This window comes from Arcicella gelida (assembly GCF_034931025.1).
GTDB lineage: Bacteria > Bacteroidota > Bacteroidia > Cytophagales > Spirosomataceae > Arcicella > Arcicella gelida.
Window position 1 is genome coordinate 352,321 of record NZ_JAYGIL010000002.1, and the last position, 21,457, is coordinate 373,777.

The 21,457-nt window shown below is 33.5% G+C and carries 22 protein-coding genes; 10 read left to right on the forward strand and 12 right to left on the reverse strand.

What is annotated here, in order from left to right:
- Positions 1–38: 38 nt before the first annotated feature.
- Together VB776_RS01430 and VB776_RS01435 are read right to left on the reverse strand one after the other, a co-directional pair.
- The gene (locus VB776_RS01430) at positions 39–1,682 is read right to left on the reverse strand and encodes a hypothetical protein (RefSeq protein ID WP_323325299.1); all 1,644 of its coding nucleotides are present in this window, start codon (positions 1,680–1,682) and stop codon (positions 39–41) included.
- Positions 1,683–1,684: 2 nt separating this feature from the next.
- Positions 1,685–2,473, reverse strand: coding sequence for an ABC transporter ATP-binding protein (locus VB776_RS01435; protein WP_323325301.1), 789 nt, complete (start codon positions 2,471–2,473; stop codon positions 1,685–1,687).
- A 141-nt stretch (positions 2,474–2,614) separates the two neighbouring features.
- Between VB776_RS01435 and VB776_RS01440 the strand changes: the two genes are divergently transcribed.
- From VB776_RS01440 to VB776_RS01460, 6 genes are all read left to right on the forward strand, one after another.
- Entirely contained in the window at positions 2,615–4,108 is a 1,494-nt protein-coding gene (locus tag VB776_RS01440; RefSeq protein WP_323325303.1) for a xylulokinase, read from the forward strand.
- Positions 4,109–4,229: 121 nt separating this feature from the next.
- Positions 4,230–4,382 carry a T9SS type A sorting domain-containing protein gene (locus tag VB776_RS24515; protein ID WP_407653774.1) on the forward strand — a complete coding sequence of 51 codons (153 nt, stop codon included), beginning with the start codon at positions 4,230–4,232 and terminating at the stop codon, positions 4,380–4,382.
- 16 nt (positions 4,383–4,398) lie between these two features.
- Entirely contained in the window at positions 4,399–5,187 is a 789-nt protein-coding gene (locus VB776_RS01445) for an undecaprenyl-diphosphate phosphatase (RefSeq protein ID WP_323325306.1), read from the forward strand.
- A gap of 2 nt (positions 5,188–5,189) precedes the next feature.
- Complete coding sequence (gene truB, locus VB776_RS01450) at positions 5,190–5,903, forward strand: tRNA pseudouridine(55) synthase TruB (protein WP_323325308.1); 714 nt, start codon at positions 5,190–5,192, stop codon at positions 5,901–5,903.
- Between the two features lie 93 nt (positions 5,904–5,996).
- Positions 5,997–6,923, forward strand: coding sequence for a bifunctional riboflavin kinase/FAD synthetase (locus tag VB776_RS01455; protein WP_323325309.1), 927 nt, complete (start codon positions 5,997–5,999; stop codon positions 6,921–6,923).
- Between the two features lie 117 nt (positions 6,924–7,040).
- Positions 7,041–7,289, forward strand: a complete 249-nt coding sequence (locus tag VB776_RS01460; protein ID WP_323325312.1) for a hypothetical protein — start codon at positions 7,041–7,043, stop codon at positions 7,287–7,289.
- Between the two features lie 82 nt (positions 7,290–7,371).
- Here VB776_RS01460 and VB776_RS01465 read toward each other — a convergent pair whose 3' ends face one another.
- Both VB776_RS01465 and VB776_RS01470 read right to left on the reverse strand, forming a co-directional pair.
- Positions 7,372–9,915 carry an ATP-dependent Clp protease ATP-binding subunit gene (locus VB776_RS01465; protein ID WP_323325314.1) on the reverse strand — a complete coding sequence of 848 codons (2,544 nt, stop codon included), beginning with the start codon at positions 9,913–9,915 and terminating at the stop codon, positions 7,372–7,374.
- A gap of 157 nt (positions 9,916–10,072) precedes the next feature.
- The gene (locus tag VB776_RS01470) at positions 10,073–10,699 is read right to left on the reverse strand and encodes a WbqC family protein (protein ID WP_323325316.1); all 627 of its coding nucleotides are present in this window, start codon (positions 10,697–10,699) and stop codon (positions 10,073–10,075) included.
- Between the two features lie 93 nt (positions 10,700–10,792).
- Here VB776_RS01470 and VB776_RS01475 point away from each other — a divergent pair, with 93 nt between their 5' ends.
- Entirely contained in the window at positions 10,793–11,662 is an 870-nt protein-coding gene (locus VB776_RS01475; protein ID WP_323325317.1) for a lysophospholipid acyltransferase family protein, read from the forward strand.
- Between the two features lie 46 nt (positions 11,663–11,708).
- Here the strand turns inward: VB776_RS01475 and VB776_RS01480 are convergent, their stop codons facing one another.
- Positions 11,709–12,335: an L-threonylcarbamoyladenylate synthase gene (locus VB776_RS01480; RefSeq protein ID WP_323325459.1), complete on the reverse strand. Its 627-nt coding sequence runs from the start codon at positions 12,333–12,335 to the stop codon at positions 11,709–11,711.
- A 41-nt stretch (positions 12,336–12,376) separates the two neighbouring features.
- On the opposite strand from VB776_RS01480, the gene VB776_RS01485 reads away from it, so the two are divergent.
- Complete coding sequence (locus VB776_RS01485; RefSeq protein WP_323325318.1) at positions 12,377–13,504, forward strand: glycosyltransferase; 1,128 nt, start codon at positions 12,377–12,379, stop codon at positions 13,502–13,504.
- Here VB776_RS01485 and VB776_RS01490 read toward each other — a convergent pair.
- The 7 genes from VB776_RS01490 to VB776_RS01520 form a co-directional block, all read right to left on the reverse strand.
- Positions 13,501–14,448, reverse strand: a complete 948-nt coding sequence (locus VB776_RS01490; protein ID WP_323325320.1) for a glycosyltransferase family 2 protein — start codon at positions 14,446–14,448, stop codon at positions 13,501–13,503. The two genes, VB776_RS01485 and VB776_RS01490, sit on opposite strands and share 4 nt — an antisense overlap.
- A 21-nt stretch (positions 14,449–14,469) precedes the next feature.
- Positions 14,470–15,411, reverse strand: a complete 942-nt coding sequence (locus VB776_RS01495; protein ID WP_323325322.1) for a YihY/virulence factor BrkB family protein — start codon at positions 15,409–15,411, stop codon at positions 14,470–14,472.
- Between the two features lie 20 nt (positions 15,412–15,431).
- Entirely contained in the window at positions 15,432–15,839 is a 408-nt protein-coding gene (locus VB776_RS01500; protein WP_323325324.1) for an acyl-CoA thioesterase, read from the reverse strand.
- Positions 15,840–15,861: 22 nt separating this feature from the next.
- Positions 15,862–16,902 carry an endolytic transglycosylase MltG gene (gene mltG / locus VB776_RS01505; protein WP_323325326.1) on the reverse strand — a complete coding sequence of 347 codons (1,041 nt, stop codon included), beginning with the start codon at positions 16,900–16,902 and terminating at the stop codon, positions 15,862–15,864.
- Between the two features lie 83 nt (positions 16,903–16,985).
- Complete coding sequence (locus VB776_RS01510; RefSeq protein ID WP_323325328.1) at positions 16,986–17,402, reverse strand: PIN domain-containing protein; 417 nt, start codon at positions 17,400–17,402, stop codon at positions 16,986–16,988.
- Entirely contained in the window at positions 17,390–17,638 is a 249-nt protein-coding gene (locus VB776_RS01515; RefSeq protein ID WP_184135467.1) for a hypothetical protein, read from the reverse strand. The genes VB776_RS01510 and VB776_RS01515 overlap by 13 nt, the downstream gene beginning before the upstream one ends.
- Before the next feature lie 102 nt (positions 17,639–17,740).
- Positions 17,741–18,811, reverse strand: a complete 1,071-nt coding sequence (locus VB776_RS01520) for an Ldh family oxidoreductase (RefSeq protein WP_323325330.1) — start codon at positions 18,809–18,811, stop codon at positions 17,741–17,743.
- Between the two features lie 347 nt (positions 18,812–19,158).
- On the opposite strand from VB776_RS01520, the gene VB776_RS01525 reads away from it, so the two are divergent.
- Together VB776_RS01525 and VB776_RS01530 are read left to right on the forward strand one after the other, a co-directional pair.
- Complete coding sequence (locus tag VB776_RS01525) at positions 19,159–19,734, forward strand: DUF502 domain-containing protein (RefSeq protein WP_323325332.1); 576 nt, start codon at positions 19,159–19,161, stop codon at positions 19,732–19,734.
- A gap of 149 nt (positions 19,735–19,883) precedes the next feature.
- Positions 19,884–21,446, forward strand: a complete 1,563-nt coding sequence (locus VB776_RS01530; RefSeq protein WP_323325334.1) for an FMN-binding glutamate synthase family protein — start codon at positions 19,884–19,886, stop codon at positions 21,444–21,446.
- Positions 21,447–21,457 lie beyond the last annotated feature (11 nt).

Below are 21,457 nucleotides of genomic sequence, written 5' to 3' on the forward strand. Positions count from 1 at the left end.
AAAATGATATTTATACAATATTTGATAAAGCTTTAGAATTACTCTTTAATCCTATCCCAGCCTATTTTTCGGTATTCTTTCAACAAAAGTAAGGCAATTATTAGCAAAATAGGCGTTAAAGTAATTAAACCGTAAGAGGTTTTTCCAATAAAGTAATGTACAAAACCTAATATCGGAGCAACCAAAAACAAGAATAGAAACTTCATCCATTGATTCCCTTTTATTTTAGCATTAGCCATTTCCATCGAGAAAGGCAATGCAAATTCTCCTGTAAAAACATTTAAACTGATAAACAAAAGCGTACTTGTCATGGCAAAAAGAATATCGTCAATCATTCCAAAACCAGCATTTCCAATTAAAATAGCCCCAATAATGATAAAAATAGGAAGCCCAACTTTAACTAAGATGGATTTCAAAGCTCCTAATATTACTTCACCAGGATTTGTCAGCGGTGCAACACGATAAGTCCAAGAAGCTTTCCAGTCATCTGAAATATAGATTTGTTGAGAAAAAATCCAAATGACGAACATGGTATAATACAAAATCATCAACACATTTACTTCTTGCTTTTGGCTTTGAGTAAAATAATTGTAAATAAAATAAATCAACATTCCGAAGATTGGATAAGCCCTTACTTTAAATTTTCGGTCACGAGCGGTGATAATCCAAACTAATTCAAAAGCCGATTTCTCCAAGGTAGTTTTTGTAAAAATTCTAGAAAGTACATTCAAAAAAGTACTTTTCTTAGCTGTTTTCTCAGCTCTTTTTTCTGTGATTTCTGGCGTTCCTAAACCTGATAAACTTTTAGCAAAAAGTGGCGACAAGTAATTGTTGATAATGTACAATGAAACAAAAGGCACAATTAATACCAAAAGACTAAAAATCATGTAAGGTAATTCAAAGTGTTTCGCCACAAAAGCTTCCATCACACCTGCAAACCAAGCTGGAGGAACAAGGTAATGCCACCATTTTATGACAATTTCTTGTGTTTCTGTGCCAATTAATTTATCTGTCCTTGCTATAAACTGATAACCAACCGCTATAAAAACCGAAAAAGCAATTTGTGCATAACCGATAATATCTTTTAGTTTTTCTTCGGAAACGACTTTCGTTAGTAATAAATACAAAATGCTTGTCAAAAAAATCGTAATCAGACAAAGTAAAATCACACAAATAAAGAAGAGTAAACCTGCTTGCCAACCAAATTTGAATGTTGTAAAAATGATAGAACCTAAAGAATTGGCTAAAGTTAAAGCACCTAAAAATACAATAATGTGAATTAAGCGAGCCATCCAAATTACTTTACCTTCAACAGGGCGAGGAAGTAAAATAACATTATCACTTGTATCAAAAAGTACTTCGGCAAAATCTGAAATCATGTTGAAAGCCACCATAAACATGATAAAAGAGAAGCTCAACATCATCACTAAATAAACTGGTTGCTTGATGAAAAGTATCATCAAGCCATAAATAAAACTAAAAAGTGCTTGAAAGAGTAAAGATTTCAAAAATGTATTACTATGCTCTTTTTTCTGTACTTGATTTCTTTGTAAACCATGCACTCGACGGTTCTCCATCATCAATTTCACTTCAACGATGGCTCTCAAAGAATGATAATCTACAGACAGCCATTTAAAAAGCCATTGAAGTTTATCAAGAAAATAAAGAATAAATTTTGTCATAATTATTGAGAGGATAAAGCTTGTATAAAATTATCTGCACGGGTTTGATTTTCTTGATTTCCACCTGTCAAACTTCCAAAAACACTTTCAAGCGAAGCCATAGAACCTTGTGTTTTTAGCTCTTCAAAAGTACCATTAGCAACAATTTCTCCATTATTGATGATTACGATACGGTCAGATAATTTTTCAACGACATCCATAATATGTGAAGAATACAATATTGTTTTACCAGCCTCTTTCAATTTTGCTAGAATTTCTTTCACCAAAATCACTGCATTGGCATCCAACCCAGAAAGCGGTTCATCCAAGAAAATAATTTCAGGATTATGAATCAAACCCGAAATCAATAATACTTTTTGCCGCATTCCTTTTGAAAAAGTACTCATTCTGGTATCAATCACTTCATTTAATCCAAATAAAGAAAGTAGTTCTGTCGCTCTTTTTTCAATCTGAGTATCTTCTAAATGATACAAGCGACCGATGAACAAAAGATATTCCATTGGCGTAAGTACTTCATAAAGCATGGCATTTTCAGGTACATATCCGATGTGTTTCTTCACTTCCATCGCATCTTTGGTAACATCATAGCCCAAAATTGAAACTTCGCCTGAAAAATCTCCCAAAGTGCCAATTAATATCTTTAAAGTAGTACTTTTACCTGCACCATTTGGACCAATATAGCCGATGATTTCGCCTCTGTAAATGTCAAGATTAATGCCTTTCAAGACTTTTTTTTCGCCATAGTTTTTTTGTAGATTCCGTATCGAAATAACGGGTTTGAGTTCTTCCATTTTTTTGTTTCGGTTTAATTTTTGTTTAAAAATAAAATATAACTAGAACACTATAGAACATTAACAGTTTTTTCTATATTTTTGCAACAAGGTAGTCAATAAAAATTACCAAATAATCTCAATTACTTACAAACTCTGATTATGTTACTTTTAGGCTTAGATTTAGGTACTTCTTCCATCAAGGCATCTGTAGTAGATGGCTCAACAGGCAAGCTAGTTGCCTCCGCACAATATCCAGACACAGAAAACACCATTTCCTCTCCCCTTGATGGTTGGGCAGAACAAGACCCAGAAATGTGGTGGACTTGCGTGCAAGAAGCGATTCAAAGATGTAATTCATCTGGGAAATACAATCCTAAAGATATTCAAGCGGTCGGAATTGCGTATCAAATGCACGGATTAGTGATTGTTGATAGAAATCTAAGTGTTTTACGTCCATCAATTATTTGGTGTGATAGCCGTGCGGTTGAAATAGGTAAAAAAGCTTTTGATAAAATTGGGCATGAAAAATGTCTTTCTAATTTACTAAATTCTCCAGGAAACTTCACGGCTTCTAAGTTAGCTTGGGTAAAAGAAAATGAACCAAAAGTTTATGGCTCTATTTATAAAATCATGCTTCCTGGTGATTTTATTGCCATGAAACTTACGGGAGAGATTACCACTTCAAATTCAGCACTTTCAGAAGGTATTTTCTGGGATTTCCAAACCAATGGTGTTTCTGAAGATGTAATGAAATGTTATGGTTTTCCTGCTACGATTTTACCAGAAATTCGTCCATTATTCTCAAATCATGGAGAAGTAAAAAGCTCAATTGCAGATGCTTTAGGTTTAAAAGCAGGAATTCCTGTTACTTATAAATCAGGTGACCAACCTAATAATGCACTTTCGCTGAATGTCTTAGACCCGGGCGAAGTAGCCGCTACAGCAGGAACATCAGGTGTAATTTACTCTGTTTCTGACAAAGTAAGCTATGATCCAAAATCAAGAGTAAATACTTTTGCCCATGTGAATCATGAATTAAATGGGTTGAATCGTTTAGGAACACTTTTATGTATTAACGGTACGGGAATTTTAAATCGTTGGGTACGTGATAATGTAGCAAGTGGATTAAGTTATCAAGAAATGAATGCCCTTGCTTCAAAAGTAAATGAAGGTGCTGATGGTTTAAGAATTTTACCATTTGGCAACGGAGCAGAAAGAGTACTTGAAAATAAAGTAATTGGTGCTACTTTTCAACGTTTAAATTTGAATGCTCATGCCAATGCACATATTATTCGTGCAGCACAAGAAGGAATCGCTTATTCTTTAAAATACGGAATGGACATTATGGCAGAAAATGGAACTTCGCCATCTGTTATCAGAGCAGGAAAAGCCAATATGTTTTTAAGTGATATTTTCTCGCAAACATTGGTAAATGTAACTGGCGTTGCTGTAGAATTATATGATACAGATGGTGCAAAAGGAGCTGCTTTAGGTTCAGGTATTGGTGTAAAATACTTTACAAATCCAAAAGATGCTTTCGTAAATATGGAAAAAATAGGGATTATTGAACCTGAAACTGAAAAAGCTTCAACTTACCAAGAAATTTATCAAGATTGGAAAAGTATTCTTGATAATCAATTGGCTGATGATTAATTGCTGATTTGATAAATCATTTAAACGCCTCTACATTTTTATAAAAATGAAGAGGCGTTTTTTTCTGTGCTTACTTTAGGATAAACATATTTATCTTAAGTATTTTCAAAATTTAGTATCCATCCTAGATTTTTTAGGAAAAAAAGTATTTGAACAGACTTTTACAAATCAAGATTTACTTTCTTTGGATTTATCAGGCTTGAAAAAAGGGCTTTATCTTGTGATAATCAACAATAATCAAGAGATTTACAGTCAGAAATTTATTTTAGAATAAACTATCCCTTAAACCAATGTCAACAATTCAAGCAATTATACTTGCAATTATCGAAGGCTTAACCGAATTCCTCCCAATTTCTTCTACAGGACACATGGTATTGATGAGTTCTTACTTAGGTATTGAAAATGATAAATTCACCAAACTTTTTGAAGTTTGTATCCAACTTGGAGCTATTTTGGCAGTAGTAGTGTTGTACTGGAAAAAGTTTTTTGACTTTTCAAAATGGCAGTTTTATGTTAAACTTGCTCTGGCTGTTGTACCAGCTTTAATTTTCGGAAAACTATTTGATGACCTTATTGACGAACATTTGGGCAATCCTGTTTTTATTGCTACAGTATTGTTAGTTGGAGGTATCATTTTGTTATTTGTTGATAATTGGTTCAAAAATCCAGTGATTACAGAAGAACCAGATATCAATAATGTAACAGCTATTAAAATTGGAGCATACCAATGTTTAGCCATTATGTTTCCGGGTTTAAGTAGAAGTGCCGCAACAATTATTGGTGGCATGCAACAAAAATTAAGCAGAAGTTTGGCAGCAGAATTCTCTTTCTTTTTAGCAGTTCCAACAATGACAGCGGCTACTGGTTATAAATTATTGAAATTCATCTCGGATGAAGGAAGTATTACAGGAGATCAAATTAAACTTTTAGCCATCGGGAATGTTGTAGCATTTATCGTTGCTGTTTTAGCCATTAAATTTTTTATTACCGTTTTAAACAAATACGGTTTTAAGTATTTTGGCATTTATCGTATCATCGTCGGAATCGTCATTTTAGCTTTGACGGTAGGCTCACATTAATAATGAATCAGGAAGAAACTATACAAAAGAATATCAATCAGACCTCTCCAGACCCTGGGGAGGTTTTATTGATTGATAAACCCCTTACTTGGACATCTTTTGATGTCGTTAAGAAATTAAAATTTGCGGGTAAATTCAAAAAAATCGGTCATGCTGGTACACTCGACCCTCTAGCAACAGGTTTATTAATCCTTTGTACAGGGAAAATGACCAAGCAAATTGATTCTTTCCAAGCACAAGAAAAAGAATATTCTGGCACTTTTATTTTAGGAAAAACAACGCCTTCGATAGACTTGGAAACTGCATTTGATGAAGAATTTCCTATTGAACATATCAACGAAAAGATACTTCAAGAAGCTTTAAGTAAATTTCAAGGGAAAATTTTACAGATTCCTCCTATTTACTCTGCCATCCAAGTAAATGGTAAAAGGCTCTACGAATTAGCCAGAAAAGGCAAAACAGATGCTGATATTGAAATCAAATCAAGAGAAGTAGAAATCTCTAAATTTGAGATTGATAGCAGTAATTTCCCTGAAATTAGCTTCACAATCGTTTGTTCGAAAGGTACTTATATCAGAAGCTTGGTGCGTGATTTTGGCTTAGCTTGTCAATCAGGTGCTTATTTAAGTTCATTAAGAAGAGAAAAAATTGGTGAATTTAATGTTAAAAATGCACTGACAATTCAGGAATTTATTGAGCAAAGAAAAGTGGATTAGTGATTTTCAATTTTATTGTAAAAAGTAATAATGTAAAGGTTAAAACTCTGTTATCGTTCAACTCATAAAACTTTGAACAGAGCTAATATAAAAATGCAAGTTTACCACGGAATACAGGAATTCAAAAAATTAGACCATGCGGTAGTCACTAGCGGAACATTTGATGGTGTACATCTTGGGCATCAAAAAATATTAAATCGCTTGAATGAAGTAGCTTTACAGACGCAAGGAGAAAGTGTTGTAATTACTTTTTATCCACATCCACGAAGCGTTATTTCTTCTGATAATCAAACCATCAAGTTACTTTCAACACTCGATGAAAAGATTGAACTCTTAGCACAAAATGGTGTACAACATCTTTTGATTATTCCATTTACAAGAGAGTTTTCAGAGCTTTCATCCGAAGAATTTATCCAAAAGATTCTTATTGAAACCATTGGTACTAAAACGCTAGTGATTGGCTACGACCATCGTTTTGGAAAAAATCGTGAAGGAGGATTCGATTATTTAAAAACTAACGCTTCAAGGTACGGGTTTTCGATTGAAGAAATTGCAAGACGAGACATTGATAATGTAGGCGTAAGTTCTTCAAAAATCAGAAAAGCATTATTAGAAGGAAATGTTCAATCTGCTGACCATCTTTTAGGTAGAAATTACTCAATCAGTGGACTCATCGTAAAAGGTAAACAATTAGGTAGAACTATCGGCTTCCCGACTGCTAATATTCAAGTAAGAGAAGTAGCCAAACTAATTCCTACAGATGGTGTTTATGCGGTAAAAGTGCATTACAACAATGAAACGTTTGGAGGAATGCTAAATATTGGGAATCGCCCAACTGTAGATGGCACTTATCAAACAATTGAAGTAAATATTTTCGATTTTAATCGAGAAATTTATGGAGAAAATCTGAGTGTAGAATTTATTACGAAAGTAAGAAACGAACAGAAATTTAGCGGATTAGATGCTTTGAAAGCTCAAATAGCTAAGGATAAAGAAGTAATTAAAGAAATTTTCATTTAGCATGATTAAAAATTATTTACGACAATATAAACTTTAAAAGACTATGACTCAGCAACAAGAAACAGATTTTAAAAAAAAATATTACCCGATCTAATTCTAAATTTAAATAATTCTTTATTGGAAACATTAAATAAAGAAAAAAAGAATATTGAGTTTGCACTAAATAATAATAATGAATTAAATGAGATAAACTCTTTCCTTCAGCAAGAAATTGATGCTATAGGATATGAATTGTGTAATAAAATTGATAATACAATCATACCAAAATTAAAAAACGATTATGGAATTGATTTTTCAGCAATTGAGAGTGTAAGTAAAAACATTGCAAAAAAAATAAGGGAAGATGTTGAATATAGAAAACATTAATTTTTAATGCAAATTTAGCTAAAGTATAAAAAGGGTCGATTCAACTCAATGAACCGACCCTTTTTCTATTTATAACTAATTTTTATTCTTCAGTTGCAGTAGTTGCAAGAATTCTTGAAAGTGTTAATGAATCACCTTCACCAGAATAATCTGCCAAAATTACGTCTCCGTTGGCTAAATCACCTTTCAAAATTTCTTCTGCTACTGGATCTTCCAAATAACGTTGAATAGCACGATTCAGTGGTCTTGCACCATATTGAGAATCATAACCTTTTTCGGCTATAAAGTCTTTTGCCTTTTCAGTCAATTGAACGGTATATCCAAGATTTGTAATTCTGATGAATAGTTTATTCAACATCAAATCTATGATTTGGTGAATATGCTCACGTTCAAGAGAATTAAACACGATTACATCATCCAAACGATTCAAGAACTCTGGAGAGAAAGCCTTTTTCAAAGCATTCTGAATCGTTCCTTTCATTGCATCATCTAAACCATCAACTTTAGTTTTCGTAGAGAAACCGATACCAGTTCCAAAGTCCTTCAAATCTCTTGCTCCAATATTTGAAGTCATAATGATAATGGTATTACGGAAATCTACTCTTCTACCTAAACCGTCTGTTAAAATACCATCATCTAATACTTGCAATAAGATATTAAATACATCTGGGTGAGCTTTCTCGATTTCATCCAACAATACAACAGCATAAGGTTTGCGACGAATCTTTTCAGTTAATTGTCCACCTTCTTCATAACCAACATATCCTGGAGGCGCTCCAACCAAGCGAGATACACTGAATTTCTCCATGTACTCACTCATGTCGATTCTTACTAAAGCATCATCCTTGTCGAATAAATATGTTGCTAAAACCTTCGCTAATTCTGTTTTACCTACACCTGTTGGTCCCAAGAAAATAAATGAACCAATAGGTTTTTTAGGATCTTTTAAGCCAACTCTAGTACGTTGAATGGCTTTTACAAGTTTAGCAATTGCTGGATTTTGTCCGATTACTTTACCTTGTAATTCTTCATTCATATTCAGAAGTTTTTGTCCTTCTGTAGCAGCAACACGATTCACTGGAATACCAGTCATTTGTGCGATTACTTCGGCAACACTTTCTTCTGAAACTGTATAACGACGGCGTTTGGTGTCTTCTTCCCAATCACGTTTTGCACGGTCTAATTGGTCTAACAAACGCTTTTCACGGTCACGTAACTGTGCAGCCTCTTCGTATTTCTGCGATTTAACAACTGCATTTTTCTCTTTCTTGATATTTTCGATGGCTTCTTCCAAACGAACAATATCTTCAGGAACAGTAATATTTGAAATATGAACTCTCGCTCCTACTTCATCCATTACATCAATCGCTTTATCAGGCAAGAATCTATCAGAAATATAACGTTCTGATAATTTCACAGCTTGTTCTATCGCTTCATCAGTATAAGTCACATGGTGATGATCTTCGTACTTATCTTTGATGTTGTTCAAAATTTCAATCGTCTCTTCAATAGAAGTTGCGTCAACCATTACTGTTTGGAAACGACGAGCCAAAGCTCCATCTTTCTCAATGTATTGACGATACTCATCTAAAGTAGTTGCCCCGATAACTTGGATGTCGCCACGAGCTAAAGCGGGTTTGAACATGTTGGAAGCATCCAAAGATCCAGAAGCTCCGCCTGCACCAACAATGGTATGCAATTCATCAATGAACAAAATTACATCTGGTGATTTTTCTAATTCATTCATTACCGCTTTCATTCTTTCTTCAAACTGACCACGGTATTTTGTACCAGCCACTAATGAAGCTAAATCAAGCGTAACAACTCTTTTTCCAAATAAAACACGAGATACTTTTTTCTGAACAATTCTAAGTGCTAATCCTTCAGCAATAGCTGTTTTACCAACACCGGGCTCACCAATTAAAATTGGGTTGTTTTTCTTTCTACGAGAAAGAATTTGAGCAACTCTTTCTATTTCTTTTTCACGACCAACAATTGGGTCAAGTTTACCTGCTTCAGCAACTTTTGTTAAATCTCTACCAAAATTATCTAAAACTGGGGTTTTAGATTTTTCTGTTCCTTTGTTAGTAGTAGAACTTCCTCCAGCTGCATTTCCACCAGCAAACATTCTTGCATCATCATCATTGTCATCTGTGTCAGATGGTCCTGATTTGATATTAGGGTTTGATTGATATTCCACCATATCCTTAATTAATTCATAATGTATTTGGAACTTCTCAAGAATTTGTTTAGCTAAATTATCCTCATCTCTGAGAATTGCCATCAATAAATGTTCCGTTCCTACAAGGTTAGTTTTGAAAATTCTAGCTTCCAAATAGGTGACTCTCAATACTTTTTCGCATTGTCGAGAAAGAGGAATATCTTGCTTGTTTTTGATAGTGTACGTAGATCGAACCGTACTTTTTGTAGCTTGTTCTATAGTAACACGCAAATCATCTAGGCTTGTCCCACATTTTTTAATCAAATCAAGAGCAATGCCTTCGCCTTCTCTGATCATTCCTAAAATAAGATGTTCTGTCCCGATGTAATCATGCCCAAGCCTGATTGCCTCCTCACGTGCGAGTGAGATAACCTCTTTTACTCTGTTTGAAAATTTTGCCTCCATGCTTAGAGTTTTTGAGTTATAGCGTTATAAAACCTCAGAATTCAGTTGATAAGAATGATGGAATAATCCAATTATTCTTTAAGCTGAGGCTGAAGGTAATCTCTGTTTTTCTTTAAAATTACTTTCTGTAAATCTTTTCCAAATTATATACTAAACACTAAATTATTGTTGTTTGTTCATTTACTAATGAGCTTTGAAGTATCTTTAAAGATTGGCTTCCCTGACAAAATAGCAAATCTAGGATAGATAAATTAGGTACAAATTCGTTGCCAAAGTTCTGGCGATATGCGGTTGGATTATAAATACCATTCACAGAAAAATCTGTTTTGGGATGAATTTTACTTCTAAAATCGTTCTCTACATTTTTTTCATACTTTTCTGTAAATATAATCTTTTTTTCGAGACGTAAAAGTTTCAGACAAATTGACAGCAATTCTAAATTCAAATCGAACAAAAAGTCAGGTTTTTTTTCAATAATATTTTTAAAATATTCTGAATAATATTCAAAAAAAGGCGATTTTCCATAAGCTGAATGAATGGCACCCCAATGGCGGCGAATCCAATCTTGATGGTACTCTATCTTTAAATCCCGAATTAATACTTTCGAATTTCCATTTTTTACTGGGATAGACAGCGTATCAATCTTGTTAGTTGTCTGAATTATACAACGATTTCGGTAACTTTGTTTTTCGTAATATTCGTGTGCTTCAATAACAATCGTGTCGTGCTGAAGTAAACACACAAAATATTCGAGACTGGGTAAATATTGTAAATCAATTATCATTTCCCTAAAATACAGCAGAATGATTTAATTTCAAATTTTTATACCAAAATCATTCTATTTTTCAAGAAAAAATACAAATTACCAAAAGTTAATATGCTTTTCTTCAAGATTCTTGCGACTTTGCCATTTTGGATGCTTTATCGCATTTCTGACTTTGCTTACTTTTTACTTTTTAGAGTAATTAAATATCGTAAAAAAGTCGTTTTAGAAAACCTCAGAAACTCCTTTCCAGAAAAATCCGAAAAGGAAATCCATGAAATTGCTAAAGAATTCTACCATCATCTTGCTGATATCTTTATTGAATTTTTTAAAGGTTTAAGTATTTCGGAAGAAGAAATGGCAAAGCGTGTTCAAATAAATAATCTTGAGCTTGTTAAAAAGTACTTAGATAGCAATACTCCTATCATCTTCGTCGGTGGACATCAAGGAAATTGGGAATGGGCAATTCATCCTCTTTGCATAAAAGGAATTCATTTAGATGTCGTTTATCAAAAATTGAGTAACACATTTTTTAATAAACTGACTTATCGAATCAGAAGTAGATTTGGTGCTTTTTTAGTCGAAAGAAAAGATACGATAAAAGTAGCGATTGAAAGAAAAGACAAAATCAGGGCTATTTGCTTGGCGGCTGACCAAATTCCTAGTCATTTGAAATCTGCCTATTGGACAAATTTTCTAAATCAAGATTCTGCCTTTTTTACTGGCCCAGAGCGTATTGCACGAAAATTTGATTATCCAGTTATTTTCATGGAGTTTATCCGAAAAAAGAGAGGATATTATGATATGAATCTTTCAGAAATAGCAAGTCCTCCTTATGAAAACCTCCAGGCTAATGAAATTCTCGAGCGTTTTGTTCAAACATTAGACGCTTCAATAAAACAAAATCCATCTTCTTACTTATGGTCGCACAGAAGATGGAAACATAAAAGGAGTGTATCAGAAGAAGTGAAACCTAGTGTTTAATACTTTACAAAACAAAAATGTTGGCAATTGAATACTTGCCAACATTTTATAGGTAAATAGATAAATCTCCTAATCCCTGACGAATAATTTCAAAATCATCAGTTGTGGCATCTACAATGGTTGAGGGCATATTATTTCCATAACCGCCATCAATGACAATATCAACCTGATTTTGAAATTTCTCAAAAATCAATTCTGGGTCAGTTGAATACTCTACAATACTATCATCATCATAAATTGAAGTGGTAACAATTGGATTCCCAAGTTCTTCTACAATTAATCTAGGAATTTCGTTATCAGGAACTCTGATACCTACTGTTTTTTTACTTTGTGATAATACTTTTGGTACTTTATTATTCCCTTCCAAAACAAAAGTAAAAGGACCAGGCAAAGCTTTTTTCATTAACTTAAAACATGTATTTGATACTTTGGCATAATCTGCAATATGACTTAAATCATTACAAATAAATGAAAAATTGTTTTTACTAGGTTTTATTCCTTTGATTTGACAAACCCTTTCTACAGCACGAGTATTATGAATATCGCAACCCATCCCATAAACTGTATCAGTTGGATAAATAATTACTCCGCCATTTTTTAGGCAATCAACAATATGATTTATTTTTTTCATATCGGTGCCTTTTTCGTATAATTTTATAAATTCAGCCATCAGTTTTATCAGATTGTTTAATTTGTTGTACCTAAAATAATAAAATGTTCGTCACTAAACCTTCAAATAAAAAAACAAAAATACTTCATATTGCCACTGGTAATTATTCACCAAGGGTAATCAAAGAAGTAAGTACATTAGTAAAACATCACGAAGTACATGTTATTCAAGCTGTTAGGCTCAAGGACAATGAACCAAAAGCTCATTTTTATCTCATCAATTATTATCCTCAACTTTGGAAAAGAATCTGTTTTAATTTTCCTAAAATCCTATTTTGGTATTTCAAAATTCGTCCCAAAATCGTTCATATTCATGTAATAGAGTTAATTCCGATTGCTTGTCTGTTTTCTTTACTCAAGACAAAAATCATTTTTGACATCTACGAAGATTTTCTTAAAAAGCTTCCAACAAAACAGAAAAACAATATTCTTTTGTCTTTGTTTTCTTATTTCAACAAACTTTCTTCCAAACATTTTAACCTAATTTTTGCCGAAAATACTTATCTGACGAGCTATCCCAACATTAGCAAAAACCACGAAGTCATTTTAAATTATCCTCGAAAAGCTGACTTTGAAGCGATTCATTTCCATTTCAACATCACAAAACCTGAAGTTTTTTACATCGGACAAATCTCAAGCAATCGGTGTGTAGAACAAGTTTTGGAAGCAATCTATCTATTAAAAGAGCTTTATCCAAACATCAAATTGCATTTATTTGGATATTTTTCGAACAATGATTTCCCAAGAAAACTGGAAGTTTTAATAAAAGAATATGATTTAGAAGAAAATGTTTTGAAGTATGGAATGACGTCCTTTGATGAAGCAGCCGAAATTGCTAAAAATGCAATCGTTGGAATCGCTTTACTCAAGGATATTGGCGATTATAAAATCTCCTACCCTACCAAAATGTTTGAATACATGGCATCAGGTTTACCCGTAATTACTTCAAATTTTGAACATTGTTTATCGGTAATTAATTCCACAAAAGCAGGATTCGGCGTAAACCCTGAAAGTGTTCAAGAGATTTTTGAAGTTATTAATTGGTTTATTCAAAACCCAGAAGAAGCGAAAGAAATGGGAAATTTAGGAAAAGAAGCCATTCAAAAACAGTATAATTGGGAAAGTGAAGCTGAAAAGTTAATAACGTTTTATCAGAAGGTATTGACTGATTAAAATCTGAGTTTATTAAATTTCAAATAAATGAAGTTTAATGGAATACTAAATCGAATGATAATACAAAGTAATTTACTCTTAAAAGTATGTCCTTTTAACTGGTTTAGCATTTTGACTACTTCTTCTCCAGCTTCAAAATTCTCTGTAAAAACACATTGTTTTAACACTAGATAAAGTCTTTTGATAAGGGATTTATTTTCCGTTTCGTTACGATTGAGGCTTTGGATTTTAGCACAAACTTTAACCGTTGAAATAACTAATTGATTCTTTTTTTGAATAAATTTGGAAGAAAGTGATGCTGATACAACTCTTTGATAAGTAAGGATTTCTGGCAAATAAGCATATTCCCAATTTCTTGATGAACGAATCCAAAAATCGAAATCTTCATACGCTAAAGTTTCATCGTAGCCTTTCAATTCTTCTAATACTTCTTTTTTAACCATCATTGTAGAAGGCAAAACAAACGATTGTTCTATCAATTTTGAATAAATATTCCCCTCTGGAATACTTTGATTTTTATCATATAAAGTTCTCAAGATTTTTCCTTGCTCATCTATAAAAATAGCATTTGAAAAAACTACACCATGCGAATCGCTCAATGATTCAAAATACCTTACTTGTTTTTCTATTCTTGTCTTTTCTAAGACATCATCAGTTGATAAATCAATAATATATTTTCCTTTGGCTAAAAAAAGTGCTTGATTGAATGATTTACAATTACCCGTATTCTTTTCATTAAAAATCCATTGAACAGCTGGATAATCTTGCAGAAAAGTAAGTATTTTTTGTTGACTATCATCTTCACTCGCATCATCAACAACTATTAGTTGAATAGCTTTATACGTCTGATGAAGTACTGAAGAAAGCGATTCTACAAGAAATTTGGAATGATTATAGCAAAGAGCAATGACTGTAACAATAGGTTGGTTTTCGGATTTTCCCATAGTGCAGAAGTAACAGTTTAATTATGTTTCTGTTTCAATGGCTTTTTTAGATTCGGTTGAACCATACAAAGTTTCAGCGATACTTGCATTGATTTCAAAACCTAAAATCAAAACTAAAGCAACCAAATACAACCAAACCATTAAGGCAATAAAAGTACCGATTGCACCATAAAGTTTATTGTAGGTTGCAAAGTTGGAGAGATAATATGAAAATAAATTTGAAAGAAGTATCGTCAGAATTGAAGCGGTAATAGAACCTGCATTGATAAATTTCCATTTTTTATGAATGGCTGGAGCCCAATAATAAATGATGGAAATCGTGATAAAGAACACTAAAAATATCACCAAATAGGTAAGTAATTGTAAGGCATAAAAAGTAAAATCTCGATTCATAATTCCTTCATCAAATAAGAAATCAACAATTAAACGACCCACAATTAAGAAACCTATCGCTACAATCAATACAAAAGTGAGAAGGAAATTTAGCATCACTGCAATCAGCCTTGCTTGAATAAAACCACGTTGTTCTGAGGTTTTATACGTCAAATTAAAAGCACGCATCAAAGCCATCATTCCACTTGTAGAAGCATACAAAGCAAAGATAAAACCCAAAGAAAGTACTCCTCCACGGGGTTTACTTACGATTTCAATAATGGTTTCTTGTGCTTCGTGGAAAATTCCTTTGGGCAATACTTCTGAAAGTAAAGCAATAATTTTTAAATCAAGATGATTAACAGGAATATATGGAATTAATGAGAAAAGGAAAATTATCGTCGGGAATATCGCCAAAGTAAAATTATAAGCCACAGCCGCCGCACGAACATCAATATCAAACTGAAGAATTTTATTAATTAATACTTCTAATACTTGATATACAGTTTTTGCAGCATTTTCTAAATGATAAGTCTTTAAGAAAAGGCGAAAACGGTAATAGAGTTCTGTATGTTTTATTTTTTCTAGCATTTCCACTTTTATATGACCGATTAAGTAAAAAATGTACTTAATCGGTCTAACAATTCTTTTGGGGCTGTTGTTAGTCTATTATTTTCCATTTTTACAAAGACCAAAGTCGTTTCCCCTTTATGTACCAAAGTACCTTTGCTATTGAGAATTTCGTAATAAAAAACTACCCTAGCCGCAGGAAGGTTTTTAATAGTAGTACGAATAGTCAACAAATCATCGTACAAAGCAGGAGCAATAAACTTTGAAGTATTTTCATAAACTGGCATCATCACACCAGAATCTTCCATTGCTTTATAGCTAAAGCCTAAGCTTCTGAGTGCCTCTACCCTACCTATTTCATAAAGTCTAGCATAATTTCCATAATATACATAACCCATTTGGTCGGTATCGGCATATCTTACTCTGTACTGATAATCGTGTTGATACATTGTTAAATAATATTATGAAAGATTATTTCCTGATATTCAATTTATTTAATGCTTCTTGATAAATACGAGCATTGTTAAGATGATCAGCAAAGGTTTCTGCAAAATTATGATAGCCTGAGAAATCTTCTTTTGCACAGAAATATAAGTACTTGTGGTGTTCGTAATTTAAAACAGCATCAATCGAAGCCAAGTCTGGCAAGTTAATTGGGCCAGGAGGCAACCCTGTTACACGATAAGTATTGTAAGGTGAATTGATTTGCAACAATGCCTTCGTTACTCTTTTAATAGAAAAATCTTGATGAGCAAAAATTACTGTTGGGTCTGCTCCTAAAGGCATATTTGCCTGCAAGCGATTCATATAAACACCTGCTACTCTTGGTTTTTCATCTGCTTTTTTTGTTTCAGCTTCCACAATCGAAGCCATAATCTGCGCTCTGATTGGGTCTAAACCAATTGCTGTAGCTTTTCTCTTACGTTCTTCTGTCCAAAATTTATCATACCAAGTTTTCATGGTACTCATTAATTCGTCTGGACTTGTATTCCAATATACTTCATAAGTATTTGGCAAGAACATACACATAATGGTTTCTTTGGTAAATCCATATTTTCTTGCAACAGCTGTATCTTCCAACATTGTCGCCAAAGCAGTAGAATCAAATTCAAAGCGATTACCAATTTTATGAACTAAATCTTTTTTCAAACGAATGTTATTGAAAGTAAGTTTAATGGCATCTTGATTTCCAGAACGAAGTTTTTTGATTACTTCATAATTGCCCATGTCAGCTTTAATGACGTAACGACCTTCACGAACATTATCTTTATACTTCAATAATTTTGCTAAAAACTTGAATGATAATTCATCTTTCACAATTTTATGTTTGCTCAAAGAATCCCAAACGGTTTCAAAAGTTGCTCCTTTCGGAATCAAAAGGGCAAAGCCTTTTTTCTCATCTACTTCATAATTAGGCGTTTTGGTGATTTGCCAAATGTAATATGAAAACATGGTCGCAAATAAAGCGAATGCGAGAAAGAAGTAGCGTAATAATTTATTGTTTTGTTGCATTGTGATGATAATGAAATAAACGCAAGCGTTCTTTTAAAATGATTGTTTTTATTTTAATGATTTGTTTTTAGGACTACGGTAATTTAGTCTACCCAATTCTCATAGGCTAGTCCTTCAATCCTCATCATCTCTTTTACATTTCGACTTACAAGTACACAACCTTCTAATATTGCTGTGCAACCAATTAATAAATCAAAATCACTAATGGGAGTTCCTATTCTTCTTAATCTAGTTTTTTGTTCTGCAAAGAGTTCAAAGACAGGTCTGATATGTAAAATCCTATTTTGAAAGCCTTCTGTAAACTGCTTTAATTTAGACCGACTTTCTTCTTTCTTTGTGGAGGCACTATTGGCTATTCCATACATTAGCTCAAGGATTGTCAACTCTGAGATAAAGCAATTCTCCAAACCTACAGAAGAAATTTTAGCAGGAATATTGAAATCATTTTTGATAAAATGAATACAAATATTTGAGTCCAATAAATACTTTATTCTGCCCATGAAGTATCAATGTCTTTATTTGTTCTTGATTCTTCAATTATTTTTATCAATTCATCGCTTGTCTCTGGTAAATCAAGGCTTCCTGCTAAAGCATAAAAAGCCTTTTCATCCGAAACTTTATCAGTTGTATCTATTTCACTAGCACTAATTCTAAATTTAGCTTTCAACCTTTTAGCCAAATCTATAAAAAGCTGATAATCTGCCTGAGAACTTGGTTCAATGATGATTGTATTCATATTTTTAAAATAATGTTGTTTTTCAATAAAGTTACAATACTGTAATTATTGTAAAAGAAACCCTAATATCACCATTAAAGATAAAACATTTTACCGCTATCCTTAAAACGCTATCCCAAATCTATCTGCTAAAGCTTGTAAATCTTTCACCACTGGCTCTAAAAGATTAATGCCATTGGCTTTGCGTTCTGCTTCGATTTCTCTTTCTGGGTCACCTGGTACTAATACTTTTTTGCCTTCTACTGCTTCGGCTGCATGGAAACGGTCAATCCATTTATCCATATCTGCTTTGAATTCTTCTGCAGGACGAAAAGCGTCAATTCTCATTGCTCCTAAAAAATGTCCTGTTCCTTTTCCTACTTGTTCGCCTGCTGTCATAAAGCCTGCGGTGGCAAATGGAGGAACCCAGGGACCAAAATTTGCTCCTGATAAAACACCTGAGAAAATATCTACAATCGCTCCTAAACCATAACCTTTATGTGAACCATGTTCACGGTCGCCACCTAATGGCAATAATGCTCCTCCATTTTTTACAGCATTTGAATCATCAGTTGGATTTCCTTCTTTATCTTGAACCCAACCAATTGGTGCTGGCGAGCCTTTTCTTTGTAAAATCTCCATTTTCCCATAAGCTACTGCTGTACTGGCAAAGTCAGCTACGAAAGCTGGATTTTTCTGTGCTGGTACTGCCACTGCAATAGGATTAGTTCCTAACAATTTTTCTTTTGAAAAAGTAGGTGTTACCAAAGGTGCAGCATTTGTCATTGCCCAACCAATCATATCATTGTCTGATGCCATCATGGCATGATAACCTGCAATACCAAAGTGATTGGAATTTTGTACCGAAATCCAACCAGAACCTACATTTGTAGCTTTTTCCATTGCAATTTTCATCGCATAAGGTGCTACAACCAAGCCTAAACCTTTGTCGCCGTCAATTACTGCTGTTGAAGGAGTTTGATGTACGATTTTGATATTCGGCGTTGGGTTTAATCTTCCATTATCATACAAACGAACATAGCCACTTAGTCTTGCTGTCCCGTGTGAATCTACTCCTCGTAAATCAGCAGAAATTAATACTTTCGAAGCCAAATCGGCATCTGTTTCAGAACAACCTATCGAAAGAAATACATTTTTAATAAAGTTTTGCAGGTAGCTATATTCGTAAATCATAAATGAATTTGAGATTATTTTCTAAAATTTGAATGAATTTATTGAGATTCAAGGAGGGCAAAATTACGAATAATTGTTCGATGAAAGTCTTTTTTCGAGTAAAAAGCAGAAATATCACGATGATTATCCTGTAAATCTGCTCAAACTTACTTTGTTCATGAAGGTAAATAAATGAAGATTTTGTATATTCCTTGTGAAATAAATACTTTCCTTTAGTAGAATCTCAATCAATACTTACTTTTGTGAGAAATTGAAAAAATATTGTCTCTGTTTCTTTTCAATCAAAGAACCCAGCTATCTAGTAAAACGTTAATCAAGCATCCATTGAGCATATAAATTTTAATAAAATGTCTTTCAGATTCAAACGTATTAGTGCCAGCCTTTTTGGCTATTTCGTAAAAGGTTTATTTTTACTCGCCCCTGTTTACATAACAGGTTACATCATTTTCAACCTCCTGAATTCATTAGACCAAGAATTTTACTTTTACTTCCGTGGAACTGGCTTAGTTATTATGGTGGCAATCATTATGATTGTTGGCTTTTTAGGTTCAACGTTTATCTCCTTGCCTTTGATTCAAATCTTGGAAGATGGTGTTTCTAAACTTCCTTTAGTGGGTTTAATTTACTTTTCTTTAAAAGACCTCATCGGTGCTTTTGTGGGCGATAAAAAGAAGTTTAATCAACCCGTAAAATTTATTTTGAACAAAGAAAATGGCATCCAAAAGTTAGGGTTCATTACACAAACTGATTTAGGATTTTTAGATATTCAAGATGCTGTGCTAGTTTACTGCCCACACTCTTATGCTTTTTCTGGTGAAATATTTGTTGTTCCAAGTGCCAACGTTACTTTATTGAACATTCCTGCTTCCGATGCCATGAAAATGATTGTTTCGGGTGGTGTTTCTTTATCAAGTACTCCTTAATTTTTTTGGGTATTTCTATACAACATTAATCTTCTTATTCAGTTTAATGATTGCAAAGCGTAATTCTCCATAAAAGTTAATACGCTTTGTTATTGATTCTCTTTGATATTCATACAAAATTCTAACATTCTAATTTACGCTCATCATTTATGATTCTCATAAGTATTTTTTCAAGTTTTTCTTGGTGGTTCATTATTCCAATTGCCATTCTCGTTTTGGCACTTCGTGACATTCTCCAGAATCGTCATACCATTCAGCATAACTTTCCTGTGGTCGGTCATATTCGATATATGCTCGAAAAGATTGGACCTGAACTCCGACAATATATCGTTGCCAACAACCGTGAAGAACTTCCTTTTAATAGAGGAGAAAGAGCTTGGGTTTATGCTTCTTCTAAAAAAGAAAATAATTTACAAGGCTTTGGTTCTGACCAAGATTTTAATGCAGCGGGCTATATTTTTATTAAACATGCCATGTTGGGGCATAAAGTTTTGGCTAATCATCCCAATCAAAAAGACCCAAGTGCGGTGCCTTGCTCAAAAACTATTGGTGAATACCATAAACGCAAGCGTCCTTACAAACCTTATTCGGTGGTAAATATTTCTGGAATGAGTTACGGTTCATTGTCTGCTAAAGCCATTGAATCTTTAAATAAAGGAGCTTTAAAATTTGGCTGTTATCATAACACTGGCGAAGGTTCACTTTCTCCTTATCATAAATATGGTGCTGATGTGGTGGTAAATATTGGTACTGCTTACTTTGGTGTAAGAGATGATGATGGTAATTTTTCGATGGAGAAATTATTTAAAATGACTTCGGAAAACCAATTCATCAGAGCCTTAGAATTAAAGCTTTCGCAAGGAGCAAAACCGGGCAAAGGTGGAATGTTACCTGCTGCTAAAATCACGAAGGAAATCTCTGAAATCAGACATATCCCGATGGGTAAAGATGCTCTTTCTCCTGCATTTCACTCAGAGTTTTCTACCATTCCTGAAATGGTTAATTTCATTGAATCAATGGCTAGTAAAACGGGGTTACCTGTAGGAATTAAGTCGGCAGTAGGTAAATTAGAAATGTGGGAAGAACTTGCACAGTATATGGTGAAAACTGGAAAGGGTCCAGACTTTATTACGATTGATGGTGGCGAAGGTGGAACGGGTGCTGCACCTCATGCTTTTGCAGATCACGTTTCGTTACCCTTTAATTATGGTTTTACAAGGGTTTATAAGATTTTCCAGAAGTATGAATTGGCAGATAAAATTGTATTTATTGGTTCTGGTAAATTAGGTTTTCCTGAAAAGGCAATGATGGCATTCGCCATGGGTTGTGATGTAATCAATGTAGCACGTGAAGCCATGATGTCTATCGGTTGTATTCAAGCACAGGTTTGTCACACCAATCGTTGTCCAGCGGGTGTGGCTACTTCAAGTCCTTGGTTACAAAGTGGAATCGACCCAGCCCTTAAAAGTGAGCGGTTTTACAATTATGTAAAGACATTAAACAAAGAAATTCTGGAGATCACTCATGCCTGTGGTTATGAACACCCTAGCCAGATGACGATGCAAGACGTTGATATGGTAATGGGCGATAATAATAAGACACAATCACTAGCAACAACTTTTGGATACAACAAAACTAAAGTGCCTTTTGAAAGTGTAGAGAAATTATTGCAAAGCCCTTATTTAGGTGGCGGGAAAGCAAAACTTAATTAAGCAATTATTAA